At 64.2% G+C, this 17,973-nt stretch carries 13 protein-coding genes and 1 tRNA gene; 8 read left to right on the top strand and 6 right to left on the bottom strand.

Going from position 1 to position 17,973, the window contains the following annotated elements:
- Position 1 precedes the first annotated feature (1 nt).
- Positions 2-74, bottom strand: a tRNA-Thr gene (locus HNQ40_RS13350).
- 36 nt (positions 75-110) lie between these two features.
- Positions 111-833 carry a heme-binding protein gene (locus HNQ40_RS13355; RefSeq protein WP_184678322.1) on the bottom strand — a complete coding sequence of 241 codons (723 nt, stop codon included), beginning with the start codon at positions 831-833 and terminating at the stop codon, positions 111-113.
- 141 nt (positions 834-974) lie between these two features.
- Between HNQ40_RS13355 and HNQ40_RS13360 the strand changes: the two genes are divergently transcribed.
- A complete protein-coding gene (locus tag HNQ40_RS13360) occupies positions 975-3,839 on the top strand; it encodes a M16 family metallopeptidase (protein WP_184678323.1) in 2,865 nt (954 codons plus the stop codon).
- A gap of 20 nt (positions 3,840-3,859) precedes the next feature.
- Here HNQ40_RS13360 and HNQ40_RS13365 read toward each other — a convergent pair whose 3' ends face one another.
- The 3 genes from HNQ40_RS13365 to HNQ40_RS13375 all read right to left on the bottom strand — a co-directional run bounded on the left by HNQ40_RS13365 (position 3,860) and on the right by HNQ40_RS13375 (position 6,683).
- Complete coding sequence (locus tag HNQ40_RS13365; protein WP_184678324.1) at positions 3,860-4,414, bottom strand: hypothetical protein; 555 nt, start codon at positions 4,412-4,414, stop codon at positions 3,860-3,862.
- Positions 4,415-4,431: 17 nt separating this feature from the next.
- Entirely contained in the window at positions 4,432-6,048 is a 1,617-nt protein-coding gene (locus tag HNQ40_RS13370) for a glucose-6-phosphate isomerase (protein WP_184678325.1), read from the bottom strand.
- Between the two features lie 161 nt (positions 6,049-6,209).
- A complete protein-coding gene (locus HNQ40_RS13375) occupies positions 6,210-6,683 on the bottom strand; it encodes a hypothetical protein (RefSeq protein WP_184678326.1) in 474 nt (157 codons plus the stop codon).
- 21 nt (positions 6,684-6,704) lie between these two features.
- Between HNQ40_RS13375 and HNQ40_RS13380 the strand changes: the two genes are divergently transcribed.
- The 7 genes from HNQ40_RS13380 to HNQ40_RS13410 all read left to right on the top strand — a co-directional run bounded on the left by HNQ40_RS13380 (position 6,705) and on the right by HNQ40_RS13410 (position 16,260).
- A complete protein-coding gene (locus HNQ40_RS13380) occupies positions 6,705-7,967 on the top strand; it encodes a tRNA dihydrouridine synthase (protein ID WP_221435531.1) in 1,263 nt (420 codons plus the stop codon).
- A complete protein-coding gene (locus tag HNQ40_RS13385) occupies positions 7,942-9,561 on the top strand; it encodes a site-2 protease family protein (RefSeq protein ID WP_184678328.1) in 1,620 nt (539 codons plus the stop codon). Before HNQ40_RS13380 ends, HNQ40_RS13385 begins: the two co-directional genes overlap by 26 nt.
- Positions 9,562-9,651: 90 nt before the next feature.
- Positions 9,652-11,208, top strand: coding sequence for a hypothetical protein (locus tag HNQ40_RS13390; protein ID WP_184678329.1), 1,557 nt, complete (start codon positions 9,652-9,654; stop codon positions 11,206-11,208).
- Positions 11,209-11,308: 100 nt separating this feature from the next.
- Positions 11,309-12,283: a metallophosphoesterase family protein gene (locus tag HNQ40_RS13395; RefSeq protein ID WP_184678330.1), complete on the top strand. Its 975-nt coding sequence runs from the start codon at positions 11,309-11,311 to the stop codon at positions 12,281-12,283.
- A 111-nt stretch (positions 12,284-12,394) separates the two neighbouring features.
- On the top strand, positions 12,395-14,338 hold the full coding sequence (glmS, locus tag HNQ40_RS13400) for a glutamine--fructose-6-phosphate transaminase (isomerizing) (protein WP_184678331.1): 1,944 nt from the start codon (positions 12,395-12,397) through the stop codon (positions 14,336-14,338).
- A 167-nt stretch (positions 14,339-14,505) separates the two neighbouring features.
- Complete coding sequence (locus HNQ40_RS13405; protein WP_184678332.1) at positions 14,506-15,102, top strand: hypothetical protein; 597 nt, start codon at positions 14,506-14,508, stop codon at positions 15,100-15,102.
- Between the two features lie 42 nt (positions 15,103-15,144).
- The gene (locus tag HNQ40_RS13410) at positions 15,145-16,260 is read left to right on the top strand and encodes a hypothetical protein (protein WP_184678333.1); all 1,116 of its coding nucleotides are present in this window, start codon (positions 15,145-15,147) and stop codon (positions 16,258-16,260) included.
- A 146-nt stretch (positions 16,261-16,406) separates the two neighbouring features.
- Here HNQ40_RS13410 and HNQ40_RS13415 read toward each other — a convergent pair whose 3' ends face one another.
- Positions 16,407-17,939: a hypothetical protein gene (locus HNQ40_RS13415; RefSeq protein WP_184678334.1), complete on the bottom strand. Its 1,533-nt coding sequence runs from the start codon at positions 17,937-17,939 to the stop codon at positions 16,407-16,409.
- Positions 17,940-17,973 lie beyond the last annotated feature (34 nt).

Consider the following 17,973-nt stretch of genomic DNA (forward strand, 5'->3'; position numbering starts at 1 on the left):
AAGCCACCGACTGGACTCGAACCAGCGGCCTGAGCTTTACGAAAGCTCTGCTCTACCAACTGAGCTACGGTGGCATGAGCGGAGCATTGTCTGGGGCGGGGCGGGTTGTGTCAACGCGCTTCGGGAGGCTCGGATTCGGCCTGGGCGGAGGCGTCGGGGGCAAGCGAATCTGCCGTCTCCGATTCCGCCTCGGCGGGCATCACCGGTATCTGGACCTCGCTGTAGCGGTTGCGGGCGGGGACCATTGGGCTGTTGTAACCCAGCAGGCGGGGCGGGCCCGCGGCGACCCATTCGGGGTCGGCCTCGAGGTGGCGTTCGAGCATGGCCAGAGCCTCGTTGATCTGCGAGCGGTCGGCGTTGCCGAAGAAGCCCAGGCTCAGCACCTGAATCGGCGGGAGGTCGACCACCTCCACGTTCACGTCGGTCCCGAGCTCGCCCATGTCCGGGTTCGCGTACATGAACAGCATGTCCATGCGGGCGACGCGCGGGTCGTCTTCGCTGGGCGCATCGAGGGTCATCTCCACGGGCGCGGTCATCGCGATGTCGTGACGTTGGATGTGGTTGAAGAGCTTGCGGAACGCGTTGCCTCCGTCGGCCCGGGCGGCGCGATAGGCGGGGTACACTTTGAGCAGGACTTCGTAAGCGGGCCCGGGCTGCGGGTAGCCCAGCGGCAGGTCCGCCTCGATATACACCGGCCGGGGCTCGGGGGCGGTGGGGCGGTCCGCGGCAGGCTCGTCGGGGGCAGACGCGGGTTCAGCCGAGGCGGGGGCGATCCAGACAAACAGGGCCACCGCAGCGGCCGTCGTCACGAGCATGGGGGCGTTCGCTTTCATGCAGAACTATACGCAGCCCGGCGGGTTTGGCCCGTTTATCGTGTAAATCGTCGATCCTGATCCCGAACCGGCCGAACGCTACACTCATTTGTCGCGTAGGGCTGTAGAGGCCGAGCCGGCCGAACCGATGGAAATCAGACCATGATCAAACTCAACCGTAGTGTGGCCGCGAGCGTGTTGGCGATAAGCCTGATGACGACCGCCTGCCAGGAGAAGACCCTTTTGACCGACGCCTCGACCCCGCCCCCCGAATCGACCACCACCGCAACTTCTGAAAGCGAAGCCCAGGCCGCGCCCGCCGCCGAGGTCAACGTGCTCCAGCAACGCGACGACCGCATCATCGTCGAGCTGCCCAACCGCATGGTCCTCGTCGCCCAAGACATCCCCACCGCCCCGGTCGTCTCGGTCCACGCCTGGGTGAAGACCGGCTCGCTCTACGAGCAGGAACACGTCGGGGCCGGCCTGTCGCACTTCCTCGAACACCTGGTCTCCGGCGGGTCCACCACCAACCGCCCCGAAGAAGTCTCCACCGCCACGCTCGGCAGCATCGGCGCTCAGACCAACGCCGCGACCAGCCTCGACACCGTCCGCTACTACATCAACACCACCTCGACCCACACCGCCACCGCGATCGATCTTCTCTCGGACTGGATGCAGAACAGCAGCATCGAAGAAGACGAGTACCAGCGCGAGCGTGATGTGATCCAGCGCGAGTTTTCCATGGGCCAGGGCGACCCGGGCCGTATCCACTGGAAGCTCACGCAGCAGGCCCGCTTCGCCGCGACGCCCGACCACCCCGGTGCCCACCCGACTATCGGCTACATCGATGAGTTCATGGACATCACCCGCGACGAGCTCTACGACTACTACAAGCGCATGTACGTGCCCAACAACATGGTCTTCGTCGTGGCGGGCGACATCGAACCGCAAGCGGTGATCGATCAACTCACCACGCTGTGGATCGATGTGCCCACAGGCACGCTGCCCGAGCTGTCGTTCCCGATCGCTGCGCCGGGCAAAGCCGAGCCGGTGGCCGTGGAAGGCCCCGCCGCGATCGCCCGGGCGCGGGTCCGCCTGCTCTGGCCGGGCGTCAAGCTCACCAGCGAACACGACTACGCCCTCGACTTGCTCTCGGGCATCCTCGGCGGCGGCGAGTCGTCCCGCCTCGTGCGCGACCTCCGCGACAACCAACAACTGGTCACCTCCATCGACGCGTTCAACTACTCGGCCCACTGGGGCGAGGGCTTCTTCGGCGTCGACTACGAACTGGCCTCGCCCGACGCCGCCGACGCGGTCCGCACCGCGGTCATGTCGCACATCGACCGCATCCGCCTCGAACCCGTCAGTGAGGAAGAACTGGCCCGCGTGAAACGCAAGACGCTCGCCCGTGTGCTCAATTCCGGGCAGTCGGCCGACGGGGTGGCCAGCTCCATCGCCAGCAACCTCATCAGCACCGCCGACCCGGACTACCTGGCCCACTACGCCGCCGCGGTGCAGGAGATCACCCCCGCCGACATCATGGCCGCCGCCAACGCGATCCTCGATCCCGACGCCGCGTCCGTCGCTCAGCTCAACCCCGCCGGTGAAGGCGAAGAGATCGCCTTCCCCACCCGTCCGCCTGCCGTGGAAGACCAGCCCGGCGTCACCCGCGAGCCCATCGACCTGGACAACTACGGCCTGGTCGCCCTGCTCGAAGCTAACCTCGCCAAGCCCGGCGACGACGCCGAGCCCATCGCCGTCGGCGACACCCAGGTCCAAACCCTCTCCAACGGCCTGACCGTGCTCGTGCAACGCTCCACCGTCGTGCCTGCCGTGTCCATGCAGATCTACACCAAGGGCGGCCTGCTCGCCGACGACGCGGGGCGTGAAGGCGTGTCCAACGCGACCTACGCCATGATGCGTCGCGGCACGACGACCAAGTCGGCCCAAGACATCGCCGTGGCGGTCGAAGACCTGGGTGCTTCGCTCAGCACCGGCAGCGGCAACAACACCGGCTTCGTCACCGCCTCGGCGCTCACCGAAGACTGGCCCGCCGTGATGGAACTCATGGCCGACGTCACGCTGAACCCGTCCTTCGACGCCGAAGAATGGGGCAAGCTCCAGCCGCGCCTGCTCGCCGCGATCGACCGTGCGACCGACCGCTGGTCCGGCGAACTCCGCAGCGAATTCCTCAAGGCCTACTACCCCGGCCACCCCTGGTCGCAGCTGAGTTCCGGCCGACACGAAGTCGTCGAATCGCTGACGCCCGATGACCTCCGGGCCTTCCACGCCTCACGTTTGAATGCCAGCGAATCGGTGCTGGCCGTGGTCGGCGATGTCGATCCGCAGGAAGTCTTCTCCCAGGCCGAGGCGTTGTTTGGCGGCATGCCCGCGACCGCCGAGGAAGCCTTCGCCTTGCCTCAACCCGATGCCCCCAAGCCCGGCCTCACGATCGTCGAGACCAACAAACCCATCGCCGCGGTTCAAGTTGGCTTTGGCCCGGGTATCACGCGTGACAGCGCCGACTACGCCGTGATCCAGGTGCTGTCCCGCGTCATCGGCGACTTCCCCGCGGGTTGGCTGCAACAGGAACTGCGCGGCCGTGGCCCGGGTCTGGTCTACGCCAGCAGCGCCGGGGCATCCTCCGGCCTCGTGCCCGGTTACTTCACGATGCTCTTTAACACCCAGGCGGATACGGTCGACGACGCACTCGAACGCACCCTCGCCGTCGCCGAGCGGGCCCGCACCGAACTGGTGGATGACGACACCCTCGCCCGCGCCAAAGCCAAGGTGCTCACCAACGAGTTTTTTGGCCGCCAGAGCAACAGCAGCCTCGCCATGGGCCAGGCCCTCGACCTGCTCTACGGCGTCGACGACCTCACCGGCCGCACCTTCCTCGCCGAAGTCGAGGCCCTCACCGCCGAAGACGTCCGCGCCGCGGCCCAGAAGTACCTCGGGGAGCCGACGGTCATGGTGGTTTGTAATGAAGAACTCGACGAGCAGCAACTGCTCGACCTGATCGATTGACCAATTCGGGCCACGATTGCCTATTTGGGTAAGTCTTCGCGGAGCGAGCCGAAGAAAGCCCGAGAAGCATTAAGTTCTGCAATCTCGTCCCGGTAGGCTTCTGCTCCGAATGGCCGAACGCCTTCGTTGGTCACGATATAGGCTTCGTGCCAGTTGGCTTTAAGGTCGGTTACCGTGATGTGTTGAGTTTCTTCATCAATAGGTTCCAGCCACACTAAGCAATTGGGTTTGGGTTCAAACACCATCCTTGGTACAGATTTGTGATGATTGGCAACAATCGATACCAGCCTATTCCCCTTGGCGTCGGGGATGACGTAGACGTTCGACTTTACGTTATGGTGAAGAATTAGTCGGCCTTGCCGATACCAAGCCGGGCGATCGTTGTCGAATATTCCTCGGGTTGGCTCGAACGGCTCGGCGTCTGCACTTAATGCTTCGACCGCAGCCGCCACTGCTTCTTTTTTGCCATCCTCGACCGTTTCGTCAAACGTTTTGGTCTTCCGTTCGGGCGTGTGACAGCCCGCTAAAGACGCAAACGCTACGAAACAAAGCATCCATTTTAAATCGATCTTCATAACTGCCCCGGTTGTGTTTAGTTTGCGAGGTACCCCGCGCCTTTCTTCCCGATCCGCTTGTTCGCGGCGAGGTGGGCGAGGGTGAGGTCGATGGTTTCGACCGCGTCGGCATCGCCGATCGCTTCGGCGATCTGCACGGGGTTTTGTGGGGTGGCGGTCAGGGCGGCGACGGCCTTGGCTTGGACTTCCAGCACGGTGGCGGCGGCCTTCTTGCCCGCTTCGACGCCGGGCTGGTGGTAGGCGTTGATGTTCACCAGGGTGGCGTAGAAACCCACAGCCCGTTCGTACAACGCGATCAGCGCGCCGACGGTCTTCGCGTCGATCTTGTCGCAGGTGATGGTCATGCTGCCCCGGCCGTTCTCAAAGAGGGCGGTGCGGGTGCCCTGGAAGAAGCCGCTGAGGTAGTCGCCCGCGGTGACGCCGTCTTCGACTTCGATGACGTTCTTGCCGGGGGTGGTGGTGTCTTGCAGGCCGACGATGAACGTGGCGAAGAAGTTGTTCACGCCTTCGCGGAGTTGTTGGACGTAGGCGTGTTGGTCGGTGCTGCCCTTGTTGCCGTACACGGCGATGCCCTGGTACACGGGGTTGCCGTCCAGGTCGTATTCTTTGCCCAGCGACTCCATGACCAGCTGCTGCAGGTAGCGCGACAGCAGGAGCAGGCGGTCTTTGTAGGGCAGCATGACCATGTCTTTTTCGCCCTTGCCGTTGGTCGCGAGGTGCCACATCAGGGCGAGCAGGGCGGCGGGGTTCTTCTTGGTGAAGGTCTTGCGGGTGATCTCGTCCATCTTCTGGGCACCGGCCAGAAAGTCGTCGATCTTGATGCCTTGCAGCGCCAGCGGCACGAGTCCGACGGTCGCCATGACCGAGGTGCGTCCGCCGACCCAGTCCCACATGGGGAAGATCTTGAGCCATCCCTCGCCCTTGGCGACGCCGTCGAGCTGGCTGCCGTCGCCGGTGATGGCCACGGCGTGCTTGGCGAAGTCCAGGCCCTTGGCTTCGAAGGCGGCCTTGGCTTCGATCATGCCGTTGCGGGGCTCGGGGGTGCCGCCGGATTTGGAGATGACCAGCACGAGGGTGGACTTCATCTTCGCGCCCAGGCCGTCGAGCGTCCGGCGGATGCCGTCGGTGTCGGTGTTGTCGATGAAGTGGACCTTTATCTTGTCTTTACGCTTGATGCCGCCCAAAGCGTCGGCGAGGAACTGGGGGCCCAGGGCGCTGCCGCCGATGCCGATGGACAGCACGTCGGTGAACTTCGCGGCGGTCGCGGGTTTCACGGCCTTGGTGTGGACCGCGTCGACGAAGGCCTTGATGTCTTCGACGGTGTCGTGGATGGCCTTGGTCAGGTCGGGCTCGGGGGCGAGGCCCGGAGCGCGGAGCCAGTAGTGGCCGACCATGCGGTTCTCGTCGGGGTTGGCGATCGCGCCGCTCTCGAGCTTTTCCATCTCGGCGTAGGCGTGCTGCATCGCGGGCTCCATCACGCGGAAGAAGCTCTTGCCGAACGGCATCCGGCTGATGTCCAGCGTCATGTTCAGCCCGGGCACCTTGCACAGGTTCTTGCGGTAGCGCGAGTACAGCTCGGCGGGCGAGAGATCGAAAACAGAAGCATCAACGGGCTGGGCGGTGGCGGTGGTCATGTTGGGGGCTTGGGGGTTGGGGGCTTGGGGTTTAGAAGTTGGGGGCTTAGGGGCTTGGGGGCTTAGTTTTGTGGTTCGCGATCAACTGCGAGGCGCGAGCTGTTGACGGGATTGGATGTCTTTGCCTAACACCCAACACCCAAGCCCCCAACACCTATTTCCTACGGTGTCTCGTCCGGCCAGACTAGCAGCCGGTGCCGTAGCCCGGTGTCCATATCGAGCATTTCCGCGAGGACGACCGGGAACGCGGCGTCGGGGGCGAGGAACGTTCCGACGGGGAACGGCTCGCGGTGTTCGTTGATCCAGCGGTTGAGGTCGAAGCGGTTGCTCGGGCCGATCTCGATGGCGGGCAGGTCGCGGACGTATTCCTGGTTCAGCCAAACACGCACATCCCGGTAGGGCTGCGCGGTGCGGTTGACGAAGGTGAGGTTGGGGCCCTCGCGGCGGACGACGATGTCCAGGTCCGGGCCATACGTGGCGTCGGCGGGGTAGTCCAGTGTAGCGAGTCGCTCGCGTTCTTCTTCCTGGCTCATGGTGAGCGGGGGGGTGCAGCCGGCCAGCAGGCAGAACGCCAGGCCCCCGGCAAGGGGCACCATCCACGAGGCCAATCGACGACGAAGCGGGGCTAAACGCATATCCAACCTATAATGCCCGCCATGATCGTCCCGAGCAAACCCGCCCCCACCCCCGGAAGTGCCCCCGGAAGCACCCCGGCCCCGGAGAGCACGCCCGTCGGGTCGCCACCGCTCTCGCTGGGCGGGGTGGCGATCGATGCGCCGTTCTACCAGGCGGGCCTGGCGGGCTACTCCGACGCGGCGATGCGGATGGTCGCCCGGAAGCACGGCAGCCCCTACTGCATCACCGAGGCGATGCTCGACGCGTTCCTCATCGCCGGGGGCAAGGGGCTGAAGCACGCTGAGATCCCTGAGGGCGACCACCCGATCTGCGGCCAGCTCATGGGCAGCCACCCCGATGACATCGCCGCGGGGGCGAAGATCCTCGTGGGGCTGGGCTACGACGTGGTGGACGTGAACCTGGCCTGCCCGGTGAAGAAGATCAAGAAAAAGTGTCGCGGCGGGCACCTGCTGAGCGTGCCCGAGGAGGCGATTGCGATCCTGGAGGCCGTGAAAGCGGCCGTGCCCGCGGGGTATCCGCTGACGACGAAGCTGCGCCGGGCCTACGACGACACGCCGGAAATGGAAGAGAACTTCCATCAGGTGTTCCAGGCGGCCATGCGTTTGGGCTACGCCGGGGCGACGGTGCACTGCCGAACGGTGCAGCAGAAGTACGTCGGCCCGGGGAAGTGGGAGAAGCTTGAGGAGATCGCGCGTCGCTACAAGCTCGGGAAGTTCAGCGAGCCGATTTCGGATTTGGGAATTGGGGTTTCGCAGCAAGACAGCGACGCCCCGTCCGCCGCCACGCCATCGCTTGCGGCCCCAAATCCGAAATCCGAAATCCAAAATCCGAAATTCACCTTGGGCGGCTCCGGCGACATCTGGACCGCCCACGACATCTTCCGCATGCTCGAACAGACCGGCGTCGACTGGGTCAGCGTCGCCCGCGGCTGCATCGGCAACCCGTGGATCTTCACCCAGGCCCGCGCGATCATGGCCAGTCAGGCCGCGGTCGCTCCGACCATCCACGAGCAACGCGACGTCCTGCTCGAACACTTCGACCTGTCCGTCCGCCTCCACGGCGAGGGCCAGGCGTCGCGCATGATGCGCAAGTTCGGCATCAAGTTCAGCCGCCACCACCCGCAGGCCGACGCGATCAAGCAGTCGTTCATTAAGGTCAAGTCCACCGACGATTGGCGCGCGGTCTTGGCCTACTACTACTCCCAGGACGGCCCGGGCGTCGAGGGGGATGCGGCCCTGCCTGAGGAAAGTAAAGCGTATGAATCATGTGAAGCCAACGTTTAGCCAAGGCCTTCGATCACTCTTCGCCATTACATTATTGCTGTTGGTCGGGGGATTAGCGCGGGCCCAGGAACCTAGCCAAACTGTTTTCGACCCTGCCGCTCTCGACACCGGCGAGATCACGGCAAGGCAGGTCGAGCTGGCCGCGAAGCAAGCGATGTTCGGCTTGGATATCTCCGACGCAAACCTCGAAAAACTCTGGCCGCTGAGTGGCCGATTGATCAATCAAACCTTTCCAAACACGCAGGCACAGCGATTAGAGATTCAACCCGGGGATGTCATCACACACTTGGACGAGCATCCCGTTGTCTATAGCTCTGAATTCAATAGTCACCGTTCAGATCGCAAAAGACAGACCCTGCATATTGTTCGACAGGGACGTGAGGCCCTTGAGTTTTCAGTGAAGCCGGGCCGGGTAGGGATCCGGATGATTTATTACGTACCTCAGGCGGCCTGGTACTTGCATTCGGGGCAACGCAGCCCGGACTGGGACAGTTATCTTTTGGCCGCCGTCTTCAAGCTGGAAAAACAACAGTTCCGATTTGTCGCCCCTCTGTTGAGTCGTGCCGCGGAAGCGGGGTATCAGCTCGATGCGTTTTCGGATGTCCTGTTATTCAATGCCTTGATGGGCCAGGGCCGTTGGGCGGAGGCGGGGCAGAATGTGAAGGCTCTATCTATCCGCAACGAAGCATTCCCCGCAGGCATCAACCCCTTCGATGGTTATATCGCGGCCCGTGCGGCGGGGGACTGGCAGTCCATGATCGACTGCCTGGCCTTAGGCGGGCGTGACAGTTTCACTTCGCTCGACAAGCCCGCCCAACATCGCTGGCTTGCGTCGCATGGCCTTGAGCGATTCCCCGAGGGCCCCACACCAGTCGAACTAGCCGACGCCAATACCGCGCGGCACAACATCCAAAAAGACATGCAGCCATGGAGCGGCCCGGTGTTTGGGGAAGTCGAGATGGAGTTGATCAAGCCCATATTGGCGGGGCGGCCGTTCGCGACCACCGCACGCCCCGGGCACTACAAACACGGGCTGGTGCACCGTGCCAATAGATTGCGTGACTTTGATCTCCAAGCGACCTTCTCCCTCCGGGCGAATGGCCAGCCGCATGCAGAGTGGCCAACCAACCTGGCGATCCATGTAGCGGATCTATCCGAGGCGCATGCGTGGGACGGCGATATCGAAAAATATTGGTCGGGCACAGACATCGTGCTGGGGATGGATCTACAGGTTGATAACTGGGCGGAGAATCAGCCGTCGTTGCTGACCGTCCGGAGCCAAGGTTTTTCCGGCAGATACGGCCGTGTTTCGCCATGGTTCACATGCGACGGCGTGACCCAACACACCCTCCGGCTCGTAAGGGTCGGGTCGTTCGGCCAGATCCAGCTCGACGGGCAAACCCTCTTGCTGACCCACCTCGACCCCGCCGCTACCGACCTAGGTATCCACATCCATAACGTCGGGTTCAGCCTGACCTTCGATGAGCTCAGGATTGATGCCATTAATCACCACGAACTACCTAAGGGCCTAGTACACCGTGTTGAAAGCGGAGAGTCTTTGGTCTGGGCGGGCTCCCCGGCATCCCGTCCGTAATCATCGGCAACCCACTTTGCCCCGTCTTATGTCGTTTTTTGGATATCATGGCGTTAATCATTTTTTGATAGACGGCACCATTTTCGAGGGATGGCTTTGCAAAGCGCATATCACAAAGTCTGGTTCCGGGTTTGGCCTGTAACGTGCGTATTTTTGGCGGCATTCTTTTCGTTTGCTGTATTTGCAGATGAGCCGCTGTTTGAGGCCAAATTCAGCAAGCGGGAGTTGCTGATGGAACTCGAGAATTACCTCGGCCCGCCTTCCTTCCGCTTGATGGAAAGCTATGACAACACCGTGTTGGCGGTGCTTTACGACGATGAGACGCCTGCGCAAGGTTTACGTGTGACCTATGTCCGGGAGGGATCTACGGCTGAGAAATGGGGGGTCGAGAAGGATGAGGTGATTGTCTCGGTCGACGGCGAGCCGGTGACGCTGCACGACCGCAATACGGTCTTCCCTGACTTGGAACGTGAAAGTAATTTGCGCATCTGGAACTGCGACACCGGACGGCGTGAACTGAAGATCCCGGCGGGATCCTTGGGTGTGAAGGTGACACCCACGATCAATTACGTGATCTGGTATTGGAAGCACGGCAACCGGAATCAGCGCTGGGACCGTGTGATGATCATGGGGATGTGCTGGGCGGAAGTTGGGGAGTGGGATTGGGCGGACACCGCGTTTGCTGCAGCGTTGAAGGCTGGGTACCCCAAAGACGAATTGATGTACGCGATGGCGTTTCACTCGCGGTACTACCACGGCGACTGGGCATTGGCGGGGAAAATGCTTGAACGGGAAGAGTTCCGCGACCTGAGCAACGACGAGCCCTGGCAGCCCAAAGCGGGTTTGCGCTTGATGACTGCCCGGGCCGGTGGCCTCGGATTTGAAGCGGTCGATATCGTAAGAAGCCGACCCAACCTGTTCCGCGATCTGGATGTCGAATCATTTGTGTTCTGGCAGGCGTTGCACCGCGCCGCGGGCGACTTAGACCGCGATCCAGATGCCCCTGACCCGGCTACGATCGCGAGCACCCTTGAACGCCGCCCGCTCTTGCAGCAGTGTGAACCCGGCGAACGTTGGACCTTTGGAGGAATGTCTCAATCGCTGAATGACGAGGTCTGGCTCGGCGAGCCCTTTACCACCTCGCCTAAGCCGGGGTCCTACCGGCAAGCCTTCCTGTACAGCCCCGAGCCAATCGGTGATTTCGGCGTACGTATGGAACTGCAATGCCTACCCAACGGGAAGATGAATCCCAAGTTCTACAACGCGGTTAATCTCAATATCGTCAACTACGACGAGCCAGGGATGGACGGGAAGGACCACGGCTACTGGAAAGGCCGCTCCACGATTCTAGGGACCGGCATCCGCCATCACACCAATGACTACTACTATCTCGATGTACGTGGCTATAGCCAGATCGGGCGATTAGGCCTTCCCGCACGCTGGCTAGGGTGGGGCTGGGACAAACGCCATGTCATTGAGTTCTACCGCGTCGGTAACCACGGGCAGATCCTGATTAACGGACGCACTTACTACAACTTACCGGTGGATGGGGAAGTTCAGAATTTGGCGCTCCACCTCCATATTGTTGGAATCAAGACGAAGATTCATAGCCTGGAGTGGTTTGAGTTGGAACCTTCAGAAGATTGAGCTTGATTGCCGATTACGATTTTCATTATCGTCCGTGCCTGATGTTGCGCATCGATACCGGGTAGAGTAGAGATAGCTGATGCAACAGCGCTTTTGAACTATGAAACTCATCGTCCTCGGCGACATCCATCTCTTCACCCTTGACGTCCACCCGCGCCGGCTGGTCAGCAAGCGGTTGTTCGCCCACACCAACCTGCTCATGAATCGTCGGCACCGGTTCAACCACGCGTTGCTGCCCGACCTGGTGGAACACGCCAAGTCGTTGTCGCCGGAGATGGTGCTGTTCTCGGGGGACGTGAGCACGTCTTCGTTGGAGCGCGAGTTCGAAGACCTGATGGATGTCGTGGCCCCGCTGGTCGAGGCCGCGCCGGAGGGCGGGGTGTTGGTGCCGGGCAACCACGACCGCTACACGTTCAAGAGTCGGCGGGTCAAACGCATCGAGAAGATCCTCAACCAAGTCATGCCCGATGAGTTTCCCCACGTCCGCCAGCTCCGGCCCGGGTGGCGGTTGCTCGCGCTCGACTCGGCGATCCCGAACCGCATGTTCTCCCGCGGGGCGCTCGGCCGAGACCAGTTCGACGCGGCGGTGCACGCCATCCGTGAGGTGCCCGAAGACGAGGCGCTCGTCGTGCTGTGCCACTACCCCTGCAGCCTGCCGCCGCGCGTGCCCAGTGCCTGGTCGCACGACCTCCGAGAGGCCGAGGCGTTACGGCGTGAGCTGACCGCCTGCCGCGGCCGGGTGATCTACATCCACGGCCACATCCACAAGCCCTGGCACGCCCTGCCCAGCCCGCCGCCGCGTGACGGGGCCGACCCCGCCAAATCGTCGTTCAATTACGGCCCCGCGTTCGAGTGCCTCAATGCGGGTTCTCCCTGCATGACCAGCGACAAGTACCCGCTGGGGCAGGGGTTCTGGGAGATCGACCTCCCCGACGACCCCCGGGCCCCGCTCCAGACGAACCACCACGTGCCCATGCCCGTACAACCCGCAGAGATGGGCACAGCCGTAAACCCTTCCCCAACTTCCGCTTCGGCGGGGTCGCGGGTGCGGTGGATCGATAGCACTTCTCTATAATGGTGGCACACTTGGGCGGCGCGTCCGTCCCAGGCGTGCCCGGGGGAATCGTACAGGGATTCGATCTCAAATCGCCCCCAGGGGCAGGCCATCGGGCCGAGGAATCAGCACATGTGTGGAATCGTGGCATACGTCGGCAACAAGCAAGCCGCGCCGCTGCTCGTCGAAGGCCTCAAGCGCCTCGAATACCGCGGCTACGACTCCGCCGGGGTCGCCATCACCACCCCCCAGGGCGTCGAGTACGCCCGCAGTGTCGGCCGCGTCAGCGTCCTGGAAGACCTCATCACCGCCGAGCCCGACCGCTACCGCGGCACCCTCGGCATCGCCCACACCCGCTGGGCCACCCACGGCGAACCCACCGAGCAAAACGCCCACCCCCACACCGGCACCACCAAGTCCGGCCACACCATCAGCCTCGTCCACAACGGCATCATCGAGAACTACCGCGCCCTGCGCACCTACCTCGAAGGCAAGGGCCACGTCTTCACCAGCCAGACCGACACCGAGGTCCTGGCCAAACTCATCGCCGAGCTCTACGAGTCGGCCCCCGAAAGCGATAACGCCTCGGCGGCGCTCGAGACCGCCGTGCAGACTGCGCTGCGTGAGGTCACCGGTGCCTACGCCATCGCCGTGACCTGCACCAACGAGCCGCACACCCTGGTCGCCGCCCGCAAGGGCAGCCCGCTGATGATCGGCGTCGCGGAGAACGCCTACGTCGTCGCCTCCGACCCCAGCGCCATCGTCGCCCACACCACCCAGGCCATCACCCTCGACGACTACCAGGTCGCCCGCCTCTGCGCCGGACCGGTCGACGGCTGGGGGCAGAACGCGGGCATCGACATCGCCGCCGCCAAGGCCACCGGCAAGCCCTGGGCCGTGGACTTCCGCACCACGACCATTGATAACGTCGAGGTCACCCAGCAGGTCACCGAGCTGGAGATCGACCTCCAGGAGATCGAGCTCGGCGGCTACGAGCACTACATGCTCAAAGAGATCATGGAGCAGCCCGAGGCGATCCGCACCTGCCTCACCGGCCGCATCGACACCCGCGAGGGCACCATCGTGCTCGGCGGCCTGTCGAACCTCTCCCGTGAACTCGTCCGGGCCAAACGCATCATCCTCAGCGCCCAAGGCACCGCGTATCACGCCGGGCTCATCGGCGAATACCTCTTCGAAGACCTGGCCAAGATGCCGTCGGTCGCCCACTACGCCAGCGAATTCCGCTACCGCAACCCGATCATCGAAGAGGGCAGCGTGATCATCTCGATCAGCCAGTCCGGCGAAACCGCCGACACCTTGGCCGCGCTGCACGAAGCGAAAGACCGCGGCGCGCTGGCGCTGGGTGCGGTCAACGTCGTGGGCTCGACCATGTCCCGCGACACCGATGCGGGGGTGTACCTCCGCGTCGGGCCGGAGATCGGCGTGGCCTCGACCAAGGCGTTCGTCGGCCAGGTCGCCGTGCTCACGATGATGGCCCTGTACTGCGGCCGCCGCCGGTTCCTCGCCCCCGAGACCGTCGCCGACTACCTCCGCCAACTCGAACAGATCCCCGACCACATCGCCACGATCGTCAAGCAGTCGGACATGATCCGCGACGCCGTCGAGAAGGTGGTCGACCGCGACAACTGGCTGTTCCTCGGCCGGGGCTACTCGTACCCCGTCGCGATGGAAGGGGCGCTCAAGCTCAAGGAGATCAGCTACATCCACGCCGAGGGCATGCCCGCCGCCGAGATGAAGCACGGCCCGATCGCGCTGATCGACGACGGCATGCCCGTGGTCTTCATCGCCACCCAGGGCAGCCAATACGACAAGGTCATCAGCAACATCGAAGAGGTCAAAGCCCGCGGCGGCCGCGTCCTCGCCGTGGCGACCGAGGGTGACACGCAGATCGAGAAGTACGCCGACTTCGTCTTCCGCGTGCCCCACGTCGCCGAGGCCCTGCAGCCGATGCTCACCGTCGTGCCGCTGCAGCTGCTGGCCTACCACGCCGCCGTCCTCCGCGGCCACGACGTCGACAAGCCCCGCAACCTCGCGAAGTCGGTCACCGTGGAGTGATTTCACGTTTAGCGGGCGATCGCAGATCGCCGTTGGCCATCCCACATTTGCGTCTGAACGCGGATCTACGATCCGCGGCTAAACGTTGAGGCAGGACACGCCGATCCATCCCCCGCGTGTGATATCATGTCGTGTACGACTTCTTCACTCGATCAGGGACGATCCACATGCCGTTGAAATTGCTGCCGATGCTGCTTGTCGCGATGCTCGCCACGGGCTGCTCTGTGTACACCAACATCCCGCCGGAGAACGGCGACTGGGCGTCGAACAACCCCAACACCAAGCCGGTGATCGAGGTCTCCGTCGCGTCGATCCAGAAGACGCTGGAGAACGAGCCGTTCAACAGCCCGTACTACGTGGCGCTGCCCCCACGCACGACGCCCGAGACCTACGCCATCGTGGTGAACGCGTTGGGCGACGACGCGATCATCCCGACGAATGTGCCCGTGGTCGAGTTGGACGAGAAGGGCAAGCCGATCAAGAGCGAAACCGAGCTCGAGGTGATCAACGAGCCGGCCGTCATCGGCGAGTTCCCCAGCGTCGAGGTCCGGGCGGTCTACATCCGCGGCGCTGACGCCAAGGTCGACGTGGTGCGTCCCAGCAACAGCGGGCGTCGTCTGTCCACCGTGGACCTGGTGTGGGAGGCCGGCTTCGGCTGGTCGGCGGTGAGCATCCGGGCCTGGCGTGTCGACCCGGACAACCTGCCTCAGCCCGCGCTTCCGCCCTCGAAGCAGCCGCTGAAGTCTGAAACTGCTGCGGAATAATCCGAACCCTCTCACCGGGACCAGACGCGCCCACGGTCGCCCATGCCCAAACACCCCGCCTGTTACTGCTTGTCTCTGACCCTGTCGCTGCTCGCGAGTGGATCGGCTGTCGCGCAGAACGCCTCGTCTCCCCGCGAGCTCATCGACAACCTCATCGCGGAACGCGAAGCGGCCCCCAGCGAAGCGCCGACCAGTTCGCCGGCAATCGAAACCATCCCCAACCGCGTCGGCGTCCCCGCGTCGGCGGTCGACCTGGACGCGTCGGTCATAGGTGTGCTGCCCGGTGCGCCGCTGCCCAAGCTCCGTCGTGAGGGCGAGTTCATCATCGAACGCCCCGGCGAGCTGCTGTCGGTCGAAGACGGGACGTTCTGGGTATTCGCGTTTGATCCGGTGTCGGGGCAGCCGGACCTGCGGCCGATGATCGTTCAGAAATGCCAACGCCTCGCCTCGATGCAGGACACGATCGAACAGCGCCGCGGCGACGACCTGGGCTTCAGCCTCACCGGACAGGTCCACACCTACCGCGGCGTGAACTACCTGCTGCCCACCGGCATCGCGGGCACCCGCAAGCTGCCGCCCGGCACCCGCGTGGAGAACGAAGAGGCCGACGCCAAGCCCGCCGCCCCGATCGAAACCGAACTCGACGTGACCAGCCCCGAAGCCACGTTCGAGAGCGCCGGCGGCGACGGCGGCGCCCCCGACCCGATCGAGCTGATGGAATCGCTGCTGGACGAACGCGGCGAAGCCCCGACCCGCCCCGACACCAGCCCCGTGGCCTCGCCGGTCGACATTGAGCTCGACGAGGTGCTGCAGGGCATCAAGCCCAAGACCAAGGGCGAGGAAAAGCTGCTGCGTGAGGGCGTGTACCTGGTGAACCGCTCGGGCCGACTCATCCGCGGACTCGGCGGGTCGTTCGGCGGCGAGGCGTCGAACGTGATGTTCGCCTTTGAAGCCGACGGCAACGACCCCGAGTCGGCCGAGGCCCCGATGCTGATCATGCCCTGCAAGCTGCTGGAGCTGATGGAAGACCAGGTGGTCGAGCTCGGCGACGAAGTCGTCTTCGTCGTCTCCGGCCGGGTCTACACCTACCGCGGCGCCAACTACCTCATGCCCAGCACAATGCGGCTGGAGTACGACCTGGGCAATCTCAACCCCTGATTGTCCGGGCTGCGTTCGATAAACCCCTCCCCCCTCGGGGGAGGTGGCCCGCAATGCGGGTCGGAGGGGGCACGCGAGTCCACAATGCTTGTGGTCTCGCCATTACGCTCAGCACCCTCTCCCGCTGGCACAGGGAGCAATCCCACTCAATCCGATCCGTCTTCCGGGTTCTCCGGCGCCGGCTCGGTGATCGCCAGGTGCACGCCCGACTCATCCGCGAGGTTGATCATGCGCTGCATCACTTCCGCAGCACTGGCGCGTTTGCGGGCCTTGCCCGGGCCACGCTTGGCGAACGTGCCCACAGGCGTAGCGAACGTTTGCAGCAAGCGGTTGGTCAGCACCGAGTCGAACCGCGGCTTGGCCGCCGCGTCGTAGCTTTCCACCGCGTCGATCAGCACGGGGTTGCCAAGCTCCAGCAACTCAAGCAGGTGGGTCGGCGTGTTGTCGGGCTTGCCCACGAGGTGACGCCGCGCCACCGACAACACCACGGGGAGGTGCCAGGTCACGAGCAAGCTGCGCACCCGCGCGGCCCGGGCGACGTCGGCCTCGAAATGGTTCAGGTCGCCGGCGCGGGCCGGGGCGTGGGCGAACTTTTCGCGGGTGACGATCGCACGGTGCTTGAGGAAGTTGTAGCGCAGAAACAGCGAACGCACCTTGTCGGGGCTGACCACGGGCTGGGTGTAGAGCGGGTGCATCGCCTCGGGCAGGCCGTCGAGCGGCACGGCCGAGAGTCGCGTGTGCTTGCTGGCTTTGACGGGTTCCAGGCTGGCACGCAGGTAAACGTCTGCCGCGTCTTCTCGCTCGAAGTTAGCGTTGGGGATGACCTCCAGCCGTAGACGCAGCGCCCGCGCCGCCCGGCGGTCCAGCACGACGCGGTGGATTGTCGCCCGGCTCCGCCGAAAACGCTCGGCCAACTTGCCCACGCCCACGCCCATCCGGTGCGCCCGCGAGATCAGCCGCTTCTGCCGTGCGGTCAACGGCCCGGTGCGGTCGGCAAACAGCTTGTCCTCGGGGTCGGCCTGCTGCTGGTCGTGTTTCTCGAGGATCAGTCGGATGGTCTCGAGCGCCCGGCCGGTACGTTTGGCGAGGTGTGCAGCAACTTGGTTGAACGTGGCGTCGGTCGTGGCCGAGAGCCGGCGGGCGCGGTCGATGATCCGCTGCCGCTGCTTGGGCGACAGTTGGCTAAATGTCGTGGCCTTGGCGACGCGTTTGGACTGCTTGGCCTGGAAGTGCTCGATCGCATCGGCGGTGAACCCGATCACCGGGCGGGCCCCCTTCATCGGCGTGATCCACCGCCAACGCAGCCCCGCTTTCCGCCACCGCGACAGCGTCTTGGTGCTCACATTGAGTCGCCCCGCCAAGGCGTCGGCCGTGACCGCGTCGCCGTCGGACGCAGGCAGGGGGGCGGACTTGCTCAGCCGGTCGATCAGCGTGCGCAGGTCCGGCAACACCGCTTCGCCCACGAGCAGCGAGTCGTCGCCGTAGTCCCGCCGAAACCCGGTGAGGCGGAACGCGATGAACTCGAAGGGATACGCCGCGTCGGGGTCGAGCTGGTCGTGCAACGCCTCGGCGTTGTGCAGCATCGTCGCGCGGTGCATCTCGTCGAGCGCCAGCCACGTCGGGGCGACGTCGGCGATCGGCTTGCAGCGATAGGCGGGTGCGGTGCGTGCGATATCCATCCCAAAGTTAGCCCCGGGTCAATGACCCGGGGTG

The organism is Algisphaera agarilytica, from assembly GCF_014207595.1.
In the GTDB taxonomy this organism is placed as follows: domain Bacteria; phylum Planctomycetota; class Phycisphaerae; order Phycisphaerales; family Phycisphaeraceae; genus Algisphaera; species Algisphaera agarilytica.